This is a genomic window from Phormidesmis priestleyi ULC007 (genome assembly GCF_001895925.1).
Lineage (GTDB): Bacteria > Cyanobacteriota > Cyanobacteriia > Leptolyngbyales > Leptolyngbyaceae > Phormidesmis_A > Phormidesmis_A priestleyi_A.
Genome location: NZ_MPPI01000004.1, coordinates 110,258 through 126,846, shown reverse-complemented (window position 1 = coordinate 126,846; position 16,589 = coordinate 110,258). Strand labels below are relative to the sequence as shown.

The 16,589-nt window shown below is 49.1% G+C and carries 12 protein-coding genes; 2 read left to right on the top strand and 10 right to left on the bottom strand.

Annotation, left to right across the window (positions count from 1 at the left end; translation table 11 throughout):
* Nucleotides 1–83: 83 nt before the first annotated feature.
* The 3 genes from mazF to mfd form a co-directional block, all read right to left on the bottom strand.
* Nucleotides 84–434 carry an endoribonuclease MazF gene (gene mazF / locus BRW63_RS05535; protein ID WP_073069913.1) on the bottom strand — a complete coding sequence of 117 codons (351 nt, stop codon included), beginning with the start codon at nt 432–434 and terminating at the stop codon, nt 84–86.
* The gene (locus BRW63_RS05530) at nt 421–663 is read right to left on the bottom strand and encodes an AbrB/MazE/SpoVT family DNA-binding domain-containing protein (protein WP_073069912.1); all 243 of its coding nucleotides are present in this window, start codon (nt 661–663) and stop codon (nt 421–423) included. The genes mazF and BRW63_RS05530 overlap by 14 nt, the downstream gene beginning before the upstream one ends.
* A 77-nt stretch (nt 664–740) precedes the next feature.
* Nucleotides 741–4,205, bottom strand: a complete 3,465-nt coding sequence (gene mfd, locus BRW63_RS05525; RefSeq protein ID WP_073069911.1) for a transcription-repair coupling factor — start codon at nt 4,203–4,205, stop codon at nt 741–743.
* A gap of 147 nt (nt 4,206–4,352) precedes the next feature.
* Here mfd and BRW63_RS05520 point away from each other — a divergent pair, with 147 nt between their 5' ends.
* Nucleotides 4,353–5,714, top strand: a complete 1,362-nt coding sequence (locus BRW63_RS05520; RefSeq protein WP_073069910.1) for a hemolysin family protein — start codon at nt 4,353–4,355, stop codon at nt 5,712–5,714.
* A gap of 184 nt (nt 5,715–5,898) precedes the next feature.
* On the opposite strand, the gene BRW63_RS05515 is transcribed toward BRW63_RS05520, so the two are convergent.
* Genes BRW63_RS05515 through BRW63_RS05505 form a run of 3 tightly spaced genes read right to left on the bottom strand, consistent with a single transcriptional unit; the run spans nt 5,899 to nt 11,303 of the window.
* Nucleotides 5,899–9,552, bottom strand: a complete 3,654-nt coding sequence (locus tag BRW63_RS05515) for a hydantoinase B/oxoprolinase family protein (protein WP_073069909.1) — start codon at nt 9,550–9,552, stop codon at nt 5,899–5,901.
* Between the two features lie 17 nt (nt 9,553–9,569).
* Nucleotides 9,570–10,412 carry a M28 family peptidase gene (locus BRW63_RS05510; RefSeq protein ID WP_219898355.1) on the bottom strand — a complete coding sequence of 281 codons (843 nt, stop codon included), beginning with the start codon at nt 10,410–10,412 and terminating at the stop codon, nt 9,570–9,572.
* A 12-nt stretch (nt 10,413–10,424) separates the two neighbouring features.
* Nucleotides 10,425–11,303: a PhzF family phenazine biosynthesis protein gene (locus BRW63_RS05505; RefSeq protein ID WP_073069908.1), complete on the bottom strand. Its 879-nt coding sequence runs from the start codon at nt 11,301–11,303 to the stop codon at nt 10,425–10,427.
* Nucleotides 11,304–11,481: 178 nt separating this feature from the next.
* Between BRW63_RS05505 and BRW63_RS05500 the strand changes: the two genes are divergently transcribed.
* A complete protein-coding gene (locus tag BRW63_RS05500) occupies nt 11,482–12,231 on the top strand; it encodes a DUF561 domain-containing protein (protein WP_073069907.1) in 750 nt (249 codons plus the stop codon).
* Nucleotides 12,232–12,573: 342 nt separating this feature from the next.
* Here the strand turns inward: BRW63_RS05500 and BRW63_RS05495 are convergent, their stop codons facing one another.
* From BRW63_RS05495 to BRW63_RS05480, 4 genes are all read right to left on the bottom strand, one after another.
* Nucleotides 12,574–13,944, bottom strand: coding sequence for a glycosyltransferase family 4 protein (locus BRW63_RS05495; protein ID WP_083582740.1), 1,371 nt, complete (start codon nt 13,942–13,944; stop codon nt 12,574–12,576).
* Nucleotides 13,945–14,351: 407 nt separating this feature from the next.
* Nucleotides 14,352–14,984, bottom strand: a complete 633-nt coding sequence (locus BRW63_RS05490; protein ID WP_073069906.1) for an NAD(P)-dependent oxidoreductase — start codon at nt 14,982–14,984, stop codon at nt 14,352–14,354.
* Between the two features lie 243 nt (nt 14,985–15,227).
* The gene (locus tag BRW63_RS05485; protein ID WP_073069905.1) at nt 15,228–15,518 is read right to left on the bottom strand and encodes an NAD(P)-binding domain-containing protein; all 291 of its coding nucleotides are present in this window, start codon (nt 15,516–15,518) and stop codon (nt 15,228–15,230) included.
* Between the two features lie 58 nt (nt 15,519–15,576).
* Nucleotides 15,577–16,527: an Hpt domain-containing protein gene (locus tag BRW63_RS05480; protein ID WP_073069904.1), complete on the bottom strand. Its 951-nt coding sequence runs from the start codon at nt 16,525–16,527 to the stop codon at nt 15,577–15,579.
* Nucleotides 16,528–16,589 lie beyond the last annotated feature (62 nt).

Genomic DNA, 16,589 nt, shown 5'->3' with positions numbered 1-16,589 from the left:
ATTGTCTTGGACTTGCCTGTGACTTGACTTCTGCACTTAATTTTTGGTGCGATCGCCTGAGACAAAACGACGATCGAGTACATTCAACCCAGCAGGGTCTCTAACTTAGCGAGAACCTCTTCGATCAGGGCATCGGGTGCCTTCTCGACAAATTTCGCCCGTCGCGATCGCCAATCAAAACTCTTCACTTGGTCACTCAAGATTACGCCTGATGTGATCATCTCCTCCATTAGCCGTACTTCAAACGAAAAACCTTTTGATTGATTAGTAATGGGGCACATTAGCGCCAGAGAAGACAGATTGTTGTACCTTGCAGGAGAAAGAATGATTGCGGGGCGATATCCTGCTTGTTCGTGCCCTTCTTGAGGGTCAAAACTCAATTTCACAATATCGCCACGATCGGGCACATACACCCTTCGCTTACCAGATTTCATTACCAACGGGTTGCCCCATCTCTACTTCTGCGTGTACGTTATCTAAATTCATTCCGACTAGTAAATCGTCCAATGTATATTGCTTTTTCTCAGGCTTGATGATCAAACTGCCATTCACGACTGTGAAGGTAATATTTGTTCCTTCTTGCAAGTTAATCTGTTTTGCAATCTGCATCGGAATACGAACACCTAAACTATTGCCCCATTTTGCGACGACTTGAGGTTTCATTAGCTCGACCACTTGCAAAAGGATGTATAAACATTATAGATACAAAAGTGGTAGAACGGCTATTATCCAAATTCGGCTCATACTAACGCAGGTTCGAGCAGTGCGCCCTGCATTCGACTCAGCCAATCAATCAGATTAGAGAGTTGCTGATCGGCACTGAGAAGCCCTAACCCTCGCACAGTGACTTTGCCGGGTGCATAGACAAAGCGGGTTTGCAGATGATTCGGTAAATTTTCTTTGAGCAGATTCCAGGCGGGTTCCTCCATTGGGGTTTCGAGAATGACGTGTTGTTTGCCTTCGGGCTTGATGCGAGAAAAGCCAATCTTTTTGGCGACTTGCTTGAGTTCCATGACGCGCAGAAGTTGGAGAACCGCTGTCGGAATCGTGCCATAGCGATCGCTCCAGTCTGCTGCAATTTGGGTCAACTCTGGTTTAGAAGATGCGGTGGCAACCATGCGATAAGCATCCATTTTTTGGTCTAAATCGGGAATGTAATCGGCAGGAATAAATGCGGTGAGACTGAGATCGATCTGCGTGTCGTCCACTTTGGGAATTTCTTGACCGCGAATTTCTTTAATCGCATCTTCGAGCATTTCCATGTAGAGATCGAACCCGATCGCATCCATTTGTCCCGATTGTTCCGCTCCGAGTAAGTTGCCCACGCCGCGAATTTCCATATCTCGCACTGCTAACTGATAGCCCGATCCGAGTTGGGTAAACTCTTGGAGTGCGCGGAGTCGTTGACGGGCTGCGTCTGAGAGTTCGTGCTTTTTAGGATAAAACAGCCAGGCGTGAGCCTGAATGCCTGCCCGCCCAACTCGACCCCGCAATTGATAAAGCTGAGACAACCCAAACTTTTGCGCGTCTTCAATCAAAATCGTGTTGACTCTAGGAATGTCTAACCCCGATTCGATAATCGTGGTGCAAACCAGAATATCGGCTTCCGCTTCACCAAAAGTCAGCATCGTCGATTCGAGTTCTGATTCTGGCATTTGCCCATGAGCTACCGCGATTCTGGCACCCGGAATCATCTCCCGCAGTTGAGCCGAGATTTCTTCAATGCCTTCAACTCTGGGAACCACGTAGAAGATTTGTCCGCCGCGATCGAGTTCTTGCCGAATCGCCGATCGCACCATTTCGGGATCGTAAGGCGACATGTGAGTCTTAATGGGACGACGAGACGGTGGAGGAGTCGTAATTAAACTCATTTCGCGCACACCAGATAACGCCATATACAACGTTCGCGGAATCGGAGTCGCGCTGAGAGTGAGAACGTCAACTTGAGTTTTGAGCGATTTGATTTTCTCTTTTTGATTGACACCAAACCGTTGTTCTTCATCGACGACTAGCAGTCCCAAATCCTGAAACTGAATTCCTTTGCCTAAAAGCTGGTGGGTGCCGACGACAATATCTAATTCTCCAGTAGTCAATCGACGCTGAATATCTTTGCGTTCGTCAGCCGTGCGGAAACGATTGAGCAAACCCACCTGAATTGGGTAAGGCGCAAATCTTTCTTTGAGGGTGTGATAGTGCTGTTGCGTCAAAATTGTAGTCGGAGCCAGCAATGCAACTTGTTTTCCGGCGATGACTGCTTTGAAGATGGCACGAATCGCAACTTCTGTTTTGCCAAATCCGACATCTCCGCAGACCAGGCGATCCATTGGGCGATCGCTCTCCATATCCAGCTTCACGTCTTGCGTAGCTTTTAACTGATCGGGCGTTGGCTGATAGGGAAACGACTCTTCCATCTCTTGTTGCCAGGGCATATCAGTCGGGTAAGCAAAGCCAGACTGTTGCGATCGCTGGGCATAGAGATGCAATAAATCTACCGCGACTTTTTTAATCGCTTTACGGACTTTGCTCTTGGTTTTCTCCCAGGCTTTGCTCGACATCTTGTTGAGTTGCGGCGTTGCCTCGCCCACGCCTCGGAATCGAGACAGGGCGCTGAGTTGATCTGCCGCGACTCGCAGCAAACCATCAGCATATTTCAGAACTAAATACTCGCGAGTTTCGTCGTTGAGCGTCAAACTTTCAAGCTTGATGAATTGACCCACGCCATGATTTTTGTGAACCACGTAATCACCGGGCTGCAATTTGTTGGGATCAACTTGCTTAGAGGCGGCGCGACGACGTTTGCGAACATAGCTCGGAGTCGTTAAGCTGTGTTGCCCAAAAAACTCCCGATCAGTCACCAACACGACTCGAAAAGTTGGCAGAATAAAGCCTTCTAGCTCGGCTAAACCCGAATATTTGACCGCGACGGGAATGTGCTGAGTTTGCAGTTTGTCGATCGCCAAAAAATCGCGTGGGTTGGGCACAAATTGCGCGGGGCAATCATGCTCTTGCAGCAGCGAGACTGAACGAGACGGCTGGGCTGAGACAAGCCAGACTGAGAAACCGCGATCGCGCTCTCCTCTCAAAGTTTCGGCGAGTCGTCCAAACTGATGCGGCACCGCAGGAACGGGACGGCTGGCGAGATTTAGCCCATTTTTTTCTTCTGCCAGTTCGCTGAGAAACAGCCGATCGAAACACTCGACTTCAGCCAGAGATGCAGCAAAAGAACGGTGAGTTTTAGGAAACGGATGAGGAATTTCTTGCCAATGTTCTTCGACTTGATCAAACCAGCGATCGCCGTGTGCCTCACACATTTCTGGTTCGTCGAGGGCAATCAGCGTGTTGTCGGGTAAATAATCCAGCAAAGAGGCAGGTTTTGAGAAGGCGAGTCCTAAAAAGCGGCGCATTCCTTCGATCGCCTGTCCCTGCTCAAATTTTTCTTGATCCTCAGGAGAGAGATAAGACTCGACTTGCTCAAAGGTGAGATGAGATTGAATAATGGGACTGAAACTGGTGGGAGTCAGCACTAAGCGATCGATGCGATCGAGCGATCTTTGCGTAGACGGATCGAACTCACGAATCTGATCTAACTCGTCGCCAAATAACTCCAATCGCACGGGCAATTCTGCCGCAACGGGAAACACATCGATAATGTCTCCTCGACGACTCCACTGTCCTTCAGTTTCGACGAGATTGACGCGCTCATAGCCTAATCGTGCTAGTTCGTTACTGAGTGTATTCAGGTTTAACTCTTTGCCGCGATCGAGCGACAAACAATAAGGGGCAAATGCCTCAGCCGGGGGCAGGTGAGTTTGGAGGGCGCGTTCGGTGGCCACGATCGCCAGAGAAGCCTTCTCGGTTTCATCGTTCACCTTCACTAGATCTGCCAAGACTTGCAACTGTCCCCAATTCATCTCCGCTTCGGGGTCAAACGACTCGTAGGGCGACGTTTCAGACGTGGGATAAAAATGAACGGTTTGCCAGCCCATCGCCTCTAGTTGAGCGCTCCAGCGCCCGGCTTCTTCTAACGTCGCTGTCACCACCAGCAAAGGATGGGTTTGGGCTTGTGCCAGCGTAGACGCGACTAAGCCCTTGGGCAACCGTGCCAGCCCACTCAGTCGCAAAAATTGCTGCTGACTCAATTTATTGAGCAGTTCAGTCGTCAGGGGCAATCGTCTGAGGGCACGAGTAATCGAAGAGAACGCCATTGGTTAAGCGGGGGTGTTGCAGTTTAGCTATCTTTACATTTTATCGAGCGATCGAGGTGATTAGAAGACGTGACAGGTGAATGGTAAAACTCAGATACACTAAAACAGTCCGCACCATCCCTGCCAAATCAACAGGCAGCGTCAGGAATGCCTTTCACCGTCGAACTTCTGATTATCTTTCTCTTAACGATCGCCAACGGACTGTTTGTGATGTCAGAAATGGCGATCGTGTCTGCCCGAAAAGTGCGCCTTCAACAGATGGCAAATCAAGGAGACGCTAGAGCCAAAGCAGCGCTCGATCTGGCAAACGCGCCCAATAACTTTTTGGCGATCGGGCAAGTTGCCATCACGCTAATTGCGATCATTTCTGGTGCATTTGGTGAGGCTGCCATTTCTCGAAGAGTCGAGCCTGTTTTAGAATCAATCCCATTTTTGCGACCCTATAGTCAGCCGCTTTCGTTTGTGATCTCGGTGATTCTTCTGGCTTATCTGACGCTGATTATTGGCGAATTAGTGCCGAAGCGATTAGCGCTTAACTATCCCGAACGGGTGTCGTCGCTGGTGGCGATGCCGATGAGTTTGCTGGCAAAAGTGGCCTCTCCGATCGTCTTCTTGTTGGGTGTCTCAACTGACGTAGTGCTACGCGTCTTAGGCATTCGTCCCTCTGGTGAGCCGACCGTGACTGAAGAAGAAATTCGAGTCATGATTGAGCAGGGCACCGAAGCGGGAATGTTTGAGCAGGCAGAAGAAGACATCATGAAACGGGTGTTTCGGCTGGGCGATCGTCGCGTCAGTTCTCTCATGACTCCTCGCTTAGAGATTGTCTGGCTCGACCTAGAAGACTCGCTTGACGAAAACCGCCGCACGATGATGGAGAGTTCTCACTCTCGCTTCCCCGTTTGTCATGGCGGGCTAGATAATTTGCTAGGAGTCGTGCAGGTTTATGATCTGTTAGTTAAAACGCTGGCGGGTCAGCCGATCGATTTCACCAGTTCGCTGCATACGCCTGTGTTTGTGCCCGAAAGCACTCGTGCGCTCAAGGTGCTGGAGCTATTTAAGCAATCGGGCACTCAGATCGCGTTTGTTGTGGATGAATATGGGGTGATTCAGGGATTGGTGACGCTGACAGATGTGCTGCAAGCGATCGTCGGTGATATTCCCTCGGTCGAAGAACTGCAAGAGCCGCAAGCCGTGCGACGAGAAGATGGTTCGTGGCTATTGGATGGAATGTTGCCGATTTACCAATTCAAAGAGATCCTCAATTTAGAAGAGGAAGAGCTTCCGGGAGAACAACGGGGCAGCTATCAGACGCTCGGCGGTTTTGTAGTGATGCATCTGGGTCGTATTCCTTCAGCAGCCGACCACTTTGAGTGGAGTACGATGCGCTTTGAAGTGATGGATATGGATGGCAACCGCGTCGATAAAGTGATGGTGATGCCTCGCAGAACAGAAAGCCGAGGATTGGAAGGACGAGGAACTTATGAACCCGATCGACGAGACAGATCCTAATCTGACGTGAATTCGATGAAGCTTTTCGCTACGGCTGCAAATTCGGGTAGCCCCCTAAGTCCCCCAAAATTGGGGGACTTTGAACCTAAATTCTGGGCTTGCAGTCCCCCAGAATTGGGGGATTTAGGGGGCTGAAGCTCTGAAGAACGCAGCGAAAGAACTCAGCGAACTGACGTTAATCTGGTTAACCAAATCCTCCTCCTCCAGGCGTTTCGATCACAAAGATATCTCCCGGTTGCATCGTGACTTCGGCTTTGCTGGCTAGAAGATCGATCGCGCCATTCGATCGTTCGACCCAATTTTTTCCGACGAGTCCCGGTTCGCCGCCTTGCAGCCCAAACGGTGGCACGACGCGATGACCTGACAAAATTGCTGCCGTCATCGGTTCTCGAAATCGAATCTGACGAATCACGCCATTGCCGCCAGGATGCAAGCCTTTGCCGCCGCTGTTAGGACGGATCGCAAAACTTTCTAACAACACCGGAAAGCGCCATTCTAAAACTTCAGGGTCGGTGAGACGAGAATTGGTCATGTGGGTTTGCACAGCATCAGTTCCGTTAAAGGTTGCCCCTGCTCCTGAACCGCCGCAAATCGTTTCGTAATATTGATAGCGATCGTTGCCAAAGGTGAAATTATTCATCGTGCCTTGAGACGCTGCGATCGCATTTAAGGCTCCATACAACGCATCGGTGGCCGCTTGCGAAGTCTCAACATTGCCCGCAACAACTGCCGCCGGGTAGCGCGGATTGAGTAGACAGCCTTCAGGAACAATAATATCTAGCGGTTTGAGACAGCCTGCATTTAAGGGAATGTCATCATCCACTAGGGTGCGAAAAACGTAGAGAACGGCGGCTTTGCAGACGGCTAGGGGCGCATTGAAATTGGTAGGCTGTTGAAGTGAGGTGCCTGTGAAGTCGATCGTGGCGCGATGGGACGTGCGATCAAGACGAACGCTGACACAAATCTCGCAGCCATCATCCATCGGGTAAGTAAAGCTGCCGTCTTGAAGGGTTTCAATGACTCGACACACCGAGGCTTCTGCATTGTCTTGCACATGCTGCATATAGGTCTGGACTGTTTCTAAACTGAAGTGAGCAATCATTTTCCGAAGTTCTTGTACGCCTCGCTCGTTGGCGGCGATTTGTGCTTTTAAGTCTGCCAAATTTTGAGCCGGATTTCTGGCTGGGTAAGCATGATGGGTTAATAGTTCTAAGATCTCTGGCGATCGCAAGTGTCCTTGATCAACGAGTTTGAAGTGATTGATTAAGATGCCTTCTTGCTCGATCAAGGTGCTGTTAGGTGGCATTGATCCGGGTGTCATTCCACCAATATCGGCATGATGTCCACGAGAGGCGACGAAGAATAGCGGTGCAGAATTATTGTCTGTCCTATTCTCTTCTGTGAATATAGGCGTGATTACTGTGATATCTGGTAGATGAGTTCCTCCGTTATAGGGATTGTTTAAGACGTAAACATCACCAGGTTTTAGAATTATGTTTTTTGCATTCATTAAACTAATCACGCTCTCACTCATCGATCCTAAATGAACGGGGATATGAGGAGCATTCGCCACAAGTTGACCATGTTGATCAAATAGAGCACACGAGAAGTCTAATCGCTCTTTGATGTTGACTGACGAACTTGTGTTTTGCAATGTGAATCCCATTTGTTCGGCGATCGACATGAACAAATGATTAAAGATCTCTAAAAGAACAGGATCGGCAGATTTTGAAGTTTGGATTAGCGATGTTGGATTAGCGATTTCTAAACGCCTCAAGATTAAGTGATTGCGATCGCTGAGGTCTGCTTGCCAACCCGGTTCGATCACCGTTGTGCTAGTGGGATCGATGATCAAGGCACAACCCAAAATCCGATCGCCTGGATGTAAATCTCCACGCTGAAAGACGGGCGATTGTTGCCAACATCCCTGCGTATAAATGGGAACAGTGGCGATCGCGGTTAACGGACTAGTGCGACGATCGAGAATGATGATTTCTTGAGGCGCGATCGTGGTGCCAATCACTTCAACTGAAAGCGCTTCAACAATCAGTGCTTTGGTGTCGTCAATAAAGCCGTAACGTTGGCGATGAATTTGTTCAAACTGAGTCAGCATTGCGCTCAAAGTGCCAAAGTCTACGATTAGGGCTGAATCGGTTCCTTGATAGCGCAATCGGACTTTAGACAACACTTGAATGTGAGTATCTGCAATATCTTGACGCTGTAATTCTGCAATGCCTGCTGTGGCAAGATCGGTCAGAATTTGAGTCAGTTCTGGCAACAACTGATCAGTGAGAACGGCTTCGACAGCGCGATCGCGCAACACTCGCAGGTCTGCCAAACCCATGCCATACGCCGACAAAACGCCTGCATAGGGATGCAGAAAAACCTGTTTCATTCCTAGCGCGTCGGCGATCAGACAAGCATGCTGTCCACCTGCGCCACCAAAACAGCAGAGCGTATAGTCTGTAATGTCGTAACCGCGTTGGACGGAGATTTTTTTAATCGCGCTGGCCATTTTTTCGACAGCGATCGCTAAAAATCCTTGGGCAACCGCTTCGGGCGATCGAACATCTCCACTCGCGGTCTGAATGTCTGCCGCGAATGCTGCAAACTTCTGCTGCACAATTTCTGCATCTAGCGGCAAATCGCCACTCCTCCCAAACACATGAGGAAAGAAATCTGGCTGAAGTTTACCGACCCTGACATTGCAATCTGTGACGGTCAACTCGCCCCCGTTACGATAGCAAGCCGGGCCCGGCTTTGCGCCTGCCGATCGAGGCCCGACTCGATAGCGCGAACCATCAAAGTCGAGCAGAGAGCCGCCACCCGCCGCTACAGTGTGAATCGCCATCATCGGCGCACGTAGCCGCACACCCGCAACTTCTGTTTCAAAGGTGCGCTCATAATCGCTGTCGTAATGAGCGACATCGGTCGAGGTGCCACCCATGTCAAAGCTGATGATTTTGTTAAACCCTGCCAGTTTGCTGGTCTGTACAGCACCCACAATGCCCCCAGCCGGGCCGGATAAAATGCTGTCTTTACCTTGAAAGAGATCAGCGTCAGTCAATCCGCCGTTGGATTGCATAAACATAAGTCTCGGAGCATTGTGAATTGAAGTGTGAGCAGTTAGTTCTGTGGTAACTCGATCGACATATCGCCGCAAAATTGGAGACAAATAGGCATCAACAACGGTGGTATCGCCTCGGCTCACGAGTTTCATAAGTGGGCTGACTTGATGAGACACCGAGACTTGCGTAAAGCCAATCTTGTGCGCGATCGCCGCAATCTTCTGTTCGTGATCAGAATATCGATAGCCGTGCATCAACACGATCGCACATGCCCGAATTCCATCGTTATAAGCCGACTTGAGAGATACTATCCATGACGTTTCTTCGGCTGTTGAAAGTGCAGTCAGTTCTTCACCCTGGGCGCTATATCGCTCCTCAACTTCGATGACTTGCTCGTAGAGCATTTCGGGCAACACAATCTGGCGGGCAAAAATATTGGGGCGATTTTGATAGCCAATCCGCAGGGCATCTCGAAACCCTTTTGTGATCACCAAAACAGTGCGATCGCCCTTGCGTTCCAGTAGCGCATTCGTCGCAACCGTTGTTCCCATCTTTACTACCGCAATCTGCTCAGACGGAATCGGTTCATCTGTACTTACGCCTAAAATCTCGCGAATGCCTTGTAACGCTGCGTCTTGATAGCGATCAGGGTTCTCTGACAACAGTTTGTGAATCACTAACTTGCCATCTGGGTTTTGCGCCACGATATCGGTGAAGGTGCCGCCGCGATCGATCCAAAATTGCCAGCGCTGATCAGATTGCGTCATCATACCTACTAAAAATCTGATTATAAAGAGCGAATTCCGGTAATTAGTCCATGACAGATTCCGGTTAGAAAATCTAGATCGAGGGTTTCTAAACGATCGCTGGCTTTGTGATAGTTTGGATTGCGAAGATCTGCGGTGTCGGTGATCATTAAGGCCCGATCGCCACGATCCCAAAAAGGCGCGTGATCACTGCGTCGAGTTAATGGCAAAATCTTTCCTTTGTTAGGCACCGGAAGCCATTCGCAACCAACGCCTGCTTGACGGATATTGCGTCGTAAATGAATCAGATCTGGAATCGATTTTAGATTGCCAATTAATCCAATAAAATCGCCCTGATTGGGATAAAAATACTTTAGTCCGATCGGGTAATTTTGCGAATTGGGATCAGACACACAATAGCCCAACATCTCTAAAGAAATCATCAAACGCAACGGCTGCTCTTTGAGAGAGTGGGCGTAGTGAGTGCTGCCAGCACGATCGTAAGAAGTCTCCTCAAAGTCAAACGCTACTAATCGGATCGGATGTCGAGCAGGTTCGGCGTGAAAAGCTCTTGCCATCTCTAGCAGCACCGAAATCCCCGTCGCATTATCGTCGGCACCGGGCGAACCTGGCACCGTATCATAATGGGCACCGATCAAAATTTCAGATCGATTTACTTGATCTTGTGCAGGTAAATTCAGCACCCAATTTGAGTGAGTTTTTGCCCCGACTAGAAATTCATGACTCTCAGCAATTCCCCACTGGCTAAACTCCTGACGAATATATTGCTGTACATAAAAGTGTCCCTCAGTGGCTAAATAAGCATCCCGTTCGCGAATGATTTCTTGAAGGTGCGATCGTAACCGTTCTTTTAACGCCAGCATTCTTTAATCCTTCTAAACAAATTCGCCTTTTGCCACCATCACCACATGACCGCCGACCGAGACTTCGATTTTGTCACCTGTTTTCTGCGCCTTTAGCAACAGCAGCGACGGTCTGCCCATTTCATAGCCTTGCTCAACGCGCACATCGACTGAGGAATCGCCAAAATAGTGATATTGAGCCAGATATCCAGCGAGACAACCGTTGGCGCTTCCTGTCGCTGGGTCTTCTGGAATGCCTAACCCATCGACAAACACGCGCACACAGAGTTGATTTTCAGAATGATAGGTTTCGGGACAGAAAACCAAAATGGCTTGAGCTTCCGTGGTTTTAATCAGTTCAAATAGTTTCTCTCGGCTAATTTTGGCGTGTTGGAGTGATCGTTGCTTTTTCAACGGCACAATGATAAACGGTAAGCCCGTTGAAACTTCTTGAATGGGATAGCGATCGTCGAATTCATCAGCCTTGAGATTTAGAATTGGCGCGATCGTCTCTCTATCAAATTGTTGTCCAAAAGTTGGCTGATTTTGACGCATCCAGAGCAGATCAATCTTTTGATCTTGATAACTCAACGTCACCGGAATCTGTCCCACTTTGAGATTCAGCATTACCGTTTCTATGGGTTGCCGAATCACTTCTTGTTGCAAAATAAATGCCGTTCCTAACGTCGGATGTCCGGCAAACGGCAACTCTTGCTGAGGGGTAAAGATCCGAACAAAATAGCCGCCACTCTCAATGATTTCAGACACAACGAACGTGGTTTCAGAATAGTTCATCTCTTTGGCAATTCGCTGCATCTGCTCAGTAGAGAGATTCTCCACTCCGCGAAACACCGCAAGCTGATTGCCTGCATATTTCTCCTCCGCAAACACATCGACAATATAAAACTGCATTTTTTCTGCCTCACGGTTGACCTAACATAAACTGAAACCGTTATACCAATTTCAAAAACAATTGCGATCGCTTGAACGATCGCAATCAAATTAGTATTACAGTCCCCTTTCTTCCCTAGCATCTCTCAACAGACAGTGGCAAAATAGACGTTACTCTTTTCGTTAGTTGAAAAGCATCATGACGATTCATCCAGCTTTACAGAATGCCCTCGATCGTGCCCACACTCTAAAAATCATTAGTGGCTTGAATAACTTTAATGCCGAGCGAGTCGCTGCGGTGGTTAAGGCAGCCGATCGGGGCGGTGCAACCTTTGTCGATATCGCGGCTGACCCCAACTTAGTACGAATGGCAAAACAACTTACCCGCCTTCCAGTCTGCGTTTCTGCGGTCGATCCTGAGTTGTTGGTCGCGGCGGTCAATGCCGGGGCAGACTTGATTGAAATTGGTAACTTTGATAGCTTCTATGCTCAAGGTCGTCGATTTGAGGCAGTCGAAGTCTTGGCACTCACTCATGCGACTCGTGCTCTATTGCCGACCATTACCCTGTCCGTCACGGTTCCTCACATTTTGCCCCTCGATCAGCAAGTTCACCTGGCAGAAACCTTGGTCAAAGCCGGAGCCGACATCATTCAAACCGAAGGCGGCACCAGCAGCGCCCCGGCTCATTCTGGCAGCCTGGGTTTAATCGAAAAAGCCGCTCCGACTCTTGCGGCGGCTTATGAAATTGCTCGTGCGATCGAAATCCCAGTTTTGTGTGCGTCTGGGTTGTCGAGTGTGACGGCTCCGTTGGCGATCGCGGCAGGCGCTTCTGGCATCGGTGTCGGGTCTGCCATTAACCAACTCAATAGTGAAGTTGCAATGGTTGCCGCCGTTCGCAGCTTGGTTGAAGCGCTGGCAACAGTGAACCGCGCCAAGGTTAGCGTATAGGAACGTCCCCTATAGCAATCCTAAGGAACGTGGATTTATTAAGGTGTAACTTCTCGCCATCTCCCTAAGGAGCTACGGTGTACACCAATCTTTGTCGCTGCGTTTGGGTCGGCTTCAGCCCCCTAAATCCCCCATTCTGGGGGACTTTGAGCTAAGACTCCGGTTTCAAAGTCCCTCACTCGTGGGGGATTTAGGGGGCAAAAGTCTCGGCGATGACAAATCAGAGGACTTTTACAGGTTATTTAATCCACGATCCTAAGTGAATTATGGGATGGGTTTCCAGCCACGGGCAAGATGCCCATCCCACTTTTACAACTGAAATAGGACTGCCATAGAATGTCTCTACGTCCTTTTAGTTTCAGTTTGCCGTCGTGGTTTTTCTTTAATTCTTGCTAAATTCTGGGTGCCGCGTGGTTGCCCATATAGAAGGATTGATGCGCTGGCAAATTCAGTCACTTTGGCGCTGAAAGAATCAACAGACCTAGAACCCTCTTTCACTTGATAAAAGAGAGCCTCATACTGGTTTAGCGCTTGTTCAAACGAGTAACGCTCTAACGCATATTGCCGCCCTTGCTTGCCCAACCGCTCTGCCTGTTCAGGGTTTTTGTGAAACTCTAAAATCTGCATGGCTAACGCCATCGGATTTTCTGGCTCAACCACGACTCCACCTCGGCTTTTCTCGATCGCCTTCGCAGCGCTGCCAGAATGCGGCACCGAAGCAATCACCGGGCGACCACTCGCCAGCAAAACTTGTGTTTTAGATGGCATGTTAAAAGACACGACATTATGCTTTTGCACAATCAGCCCCACGTCGGCTGCTGCCAACATTTCGGGCAATTGCTCTCGTGGTTGAAATGGCAGCAAGATCACATTGTCAGCTCCGCAAGTCTGGCAGTGATGTTTCAGCGTTTCAACTGCCTTCGATTCGCCGACGATGACAAACACAATGTCTGAAACGTCACGCAACTGAGCAGCAGCTTCCACAACGGTTTCTAAACCTTGAGTCAAGGCAATATTGCCCGAATAAAGGACGACAAATTTGCCCTCAAGATTGTGGGCACGTCGGAACGCATTGTCATCTTTAGGCAGGGGACAAATGAAGTTGGTGTCTACCCAGTTGGGAATGCAGGTGATCTTCTGAGAGGGAACGCCTTTGCCTTCTAGATTCTCCACAAATCCTTCGGCAATGACGCTCACGGTGTGAGCCGTTCGGTAAGCAAATTTCTCGATCGCCTCCAGCAGCCAAATCAATGGTTTGTTTTTGATCAAGCCCATGTGAATGGCGGCTTCAGGCAAAATATCTTGCACGTTGAGCACGATCGGGCAGTTGTGCAGCCAGCCTAACAGCGCAGCCGGGGCACAGACTGGCAACGGCGGAACGGTGAGGAAAATCAAATCGGGTCGCCAACCTCTAAGCGCTTGAAAAAAGCTGGTAAGCACAAAACTGCTGTCTAAAATAATCCGATCGAGCAGGCTTGGCTTCGGTTTGACGCAAACATAGCTGCGCTGGATGGTGACTCCATTCCTTTCTTCAGTCTCATAAAGCTTGCCGCGATATTGCTCGTAGATCTCTCGCTGCGGATAATTGGGCATCGCCGTAATCACTCGCACTTCATGCCCACGTTTTACTAGCCCCTCTGCAAGCTCAGTCATGAGCGGAGCGATGCCGATCGGCTCTGGGTAGTAATTGTATGAATAGATCAAAACACGCATAGCTGATGGGCCCAGACGATTATGGTTGCGTTTCACTGACTGCATTCGTGTTGAGAATTTGACTCTCAGCCTCTTAAAATTTTCGTCTCAACGAGAGCTGTTAAAATCTCTTAAAGAATTGTTTCTAAGTGGCGATGTGCTTATCATGCCCAGTAAGTAAAAATAATCACGCTACGCAGTCAGTTACCAGAGATATGAGACATCTACTCCTTTTACTAGATCTTGATTAACGCTATGTAAAAGAGGCTAACCTTTATAGTCCCTTTAAATACTTGAAGCGGGCTTTGCTTTGCTTACTCTTTACACGCCTAACCTCCCATCTCTGGAAAATGTTCGTGTCAATCTAGGCTTTCTTGGGCAAAACCGAGGGTTAAGAACTTAGTGGATTTTAAGACGATCGAGAGCCGCTATTTCTCTTCCTCACCAGAAAGTGGATCGATCTGGGCAGTATCTGCTTTATAGATCGCCGAAAATAGCGCTGCGTAATCCATCTCGGCAAACGACATCGCCATCGCTTTGATCAAAATTTGACGCACTCCTTCTACACCGTCAATTTCAAGACCGGAGGATTGGGCGGCTGAGATGAATAGCTCGATGTCCTTTTTGAGATGCTTGGTCGGAAAGTTTGGAGTCTGATAGTCGCGATCGAGCATTCGTTGCAGCTTCTTGTCAAACGTGGGGGCATAGAGGGCACTTTTACGAAGAATCGCCATAAACAAGTCAGGGTCTACGCCTTGACGCATGACTAAACCCAAACTGACGGCAAACGCGCTGGTTAATGAACCGATGAGTTGGTTGAGTGCCAATTTGACTGCCGCCGCAGAACCCACCGATCCTAAAAGCACTGGCTCTGATCCAAAAGTTTCTAACAGCGCTGACCATTGAGCAAACTGATCTGGCTCTGCGCCCACCATCACGATCAGTGACCCCGATCGCGCTTCTGGAATGCTGCCCAGTACAGGCGCTTCTAGATAGTCGCCCCCGGCAGCAACCACTTCGTCTCGAATCATTTGGCTTTCAGTCGGGGCGATGGTACTCATCAAAAAAATGGGTCTGAAACCCCGTGCTTCTAGCACGGCTTTACAAGTACATTTGAACGAGATACGATATTACGGGAGCAAACGATAACCAAGTTTGCTCCACCCTATACCGAGGGACATCCGGGAAAGCAGGGCAATGCTTAAAGTCTGTGGAGCGAACATAAGACCAAAAAACCTTCGAGGTGGAGGCAGTTGCAACGAAACAGAAATCTAAATCGTGAGGTTTAGAGAATCACCGTTCCTTTAGGTCGGTGAGTATGTCAACTGAATCACGGTGCGCCCCGCTAACTGCGATCGAGACGAGTCTGAAAGCAAAAGCTCACGAATCGCAGCGGCATCCGTGAGCATGAGGATAGTGCACTCTGAAGCAGCAATTGCGGCAGCAGCAGAGGGAGCGATCGTAGCTCCAGCCGTTTGCAGCGGAGCTAACTTAGAGGCAGTGCGATTGTAGACAGTGAGAGAGTGATGGGCATCAATCAAACGTTGGGCGATCGGCAAGCCCATCAGCCCGATCCCCAGAACGCTAATCTTCACGGTTCACCTTTTATATAGATAGACTCCTAGAGTCTACAAGGCACAGGGGTTCTTGACTTTATTGAATTGCCTTCATCAAGAACTGAGCGATTTCAATCAATTCATTTTTGTTGAACGTTTCTAACAGGACTCTGGCCGCCGCTCTCGGTTCTCGTGGAATAGAAATCTGTTCATGCCGACTAACTTGACGTACCGAAAGTTGGGCCACTTGAGCCGGGAGTGTAGCCGCTTGAACAGGCATCACCAGTTTGAGAAGATTTTGACTCACTTCGATCTCAGCCACTCGCCTAGTTAGCAACAAATCGCTGGCTTGCTTCAGATCTCGAATCACGATCGGAGCCAAAGTCGAGTAAGTATTTTTGGGGTTAGCGATCGCTCTTTGCACCGTTTGCAGTGCAGTCACCCAAGGCTTGGCAGTGCCACTTACCTGAATTAAGCGATTGCACAATGCAACCATCTGTTGACGGCTTTTGATCGAGTCTCCTTGCTTAAACAGTTGCAGCATCGCCTTGAGAATGGTGTTGATATGAGCCGTCGCATTCGTGGCTGACCCGGTTTTGTTGCTGGGTGATGCCGGAGTTGCCTCGCGATTGAGCAGCGATCGAAGATACATTTCTAGTTCTGTAAAGATTGGCTCCGAGGCAATTACAGCCTGTTGAGCCTCTTCTTCTCGCAGCCCAAACGGACTTTGCAGCGCTTCGATCAATTCTCTGAGGGTGTCAAATCCTTTGAGGAAAAGGTTTTCTAATTTTTGGTCAATTTTGACCGGATGTTCTTGTAAGTGTTTAAAGCAATCCTCGAAGTGATGAGCCGTTTTGTGAATGCTGTCAAACCCTAGCATCGCGGCTCCACCTTTGATCGAGTGAGCCGCCCGAAATAGTTCGTTGATTTGCTCTGAGTTTGACATGGTGACTTTTAAATTGACCAAGCCTTGCTCGATCGTATCGAGATGTTCTTTGGCTTCTTCGATGAAATAGCCCAAAATTTGCTGCTGCTTGACTGATTGCACTGCCTTGCTCCCTTCGTCACGAGTGAATATCAAAAGCGGGGAACCCTGCGCCCCTATACTGA

Coding starts and splice junctions, on each gene's coding strand:
- mazF (WP_073069913.1), bottom strand. CDS start 434: ATGAAATCTGGTAAGCGAAGGGTGTATGTGCCCGATCGTGGCGATATT.
- BRW63_RS05530 (WP_073069912.1), bottom strand. CDS start 663: ATGAAACCTCAAGTCGTCGCAAAATGGGGCAATAGTTTAGGTGTTCGT.
- mfd (WP_073069911.1), bottom strand. CDS start 4,205: ATGGCGTTCTCTTCGATTACTCGTGCCCTCAGACGATTGCCCCTGACG.
- BRW63_RS05520 (WP_073069910.1), top strand. CDS start 4,353: ATGCCTTTCACCGTCGAACTTCTGATTATCTTTCTCTTAACGATCGCC.
- BRW63_RS05515 (WP_073069909.1), bottom strand. CDS start 9,552: ATGATGACGCAATCTGATCAGCGCTGGCAATTTTGGATCGATCGCGGC.
- BRW63_RS05510 (WP_219898355.1), bottom strand. CDS start 10,412: ATGCTGGCGTTAAAAGAACGGTTACGATCGCACCTTCAAGAAATCATT.
- BRW63_RS05505 (WP_073069908.1), bottom strand. CDS start 11,303: ATGCAGTTTTATATTGTCGATGTGTTTGCGGAGGAGAAATATGCAGGC.
- BRW63_RS05500 (WP_073069907.1), top strand. CDS start 11,482: ATGACGATTCATCCAGCTTTACAGAATGCCCTCGATCGTGCCCACACT.
- BRW63_RS05495 (WP_083582740.1), bottom strand. CDS start 13,944: ATGCGTGTTTTGATCTATTCATACAATTACTACCCAGAGCCGATCGGC.
- BRW63_RS05490 (WP_073069906.1), bottom strand. CDS start 14,984: ATGAGTACCATCGCCCCGACTGAAAGCCAAATGATTCGAGACGAAGTG.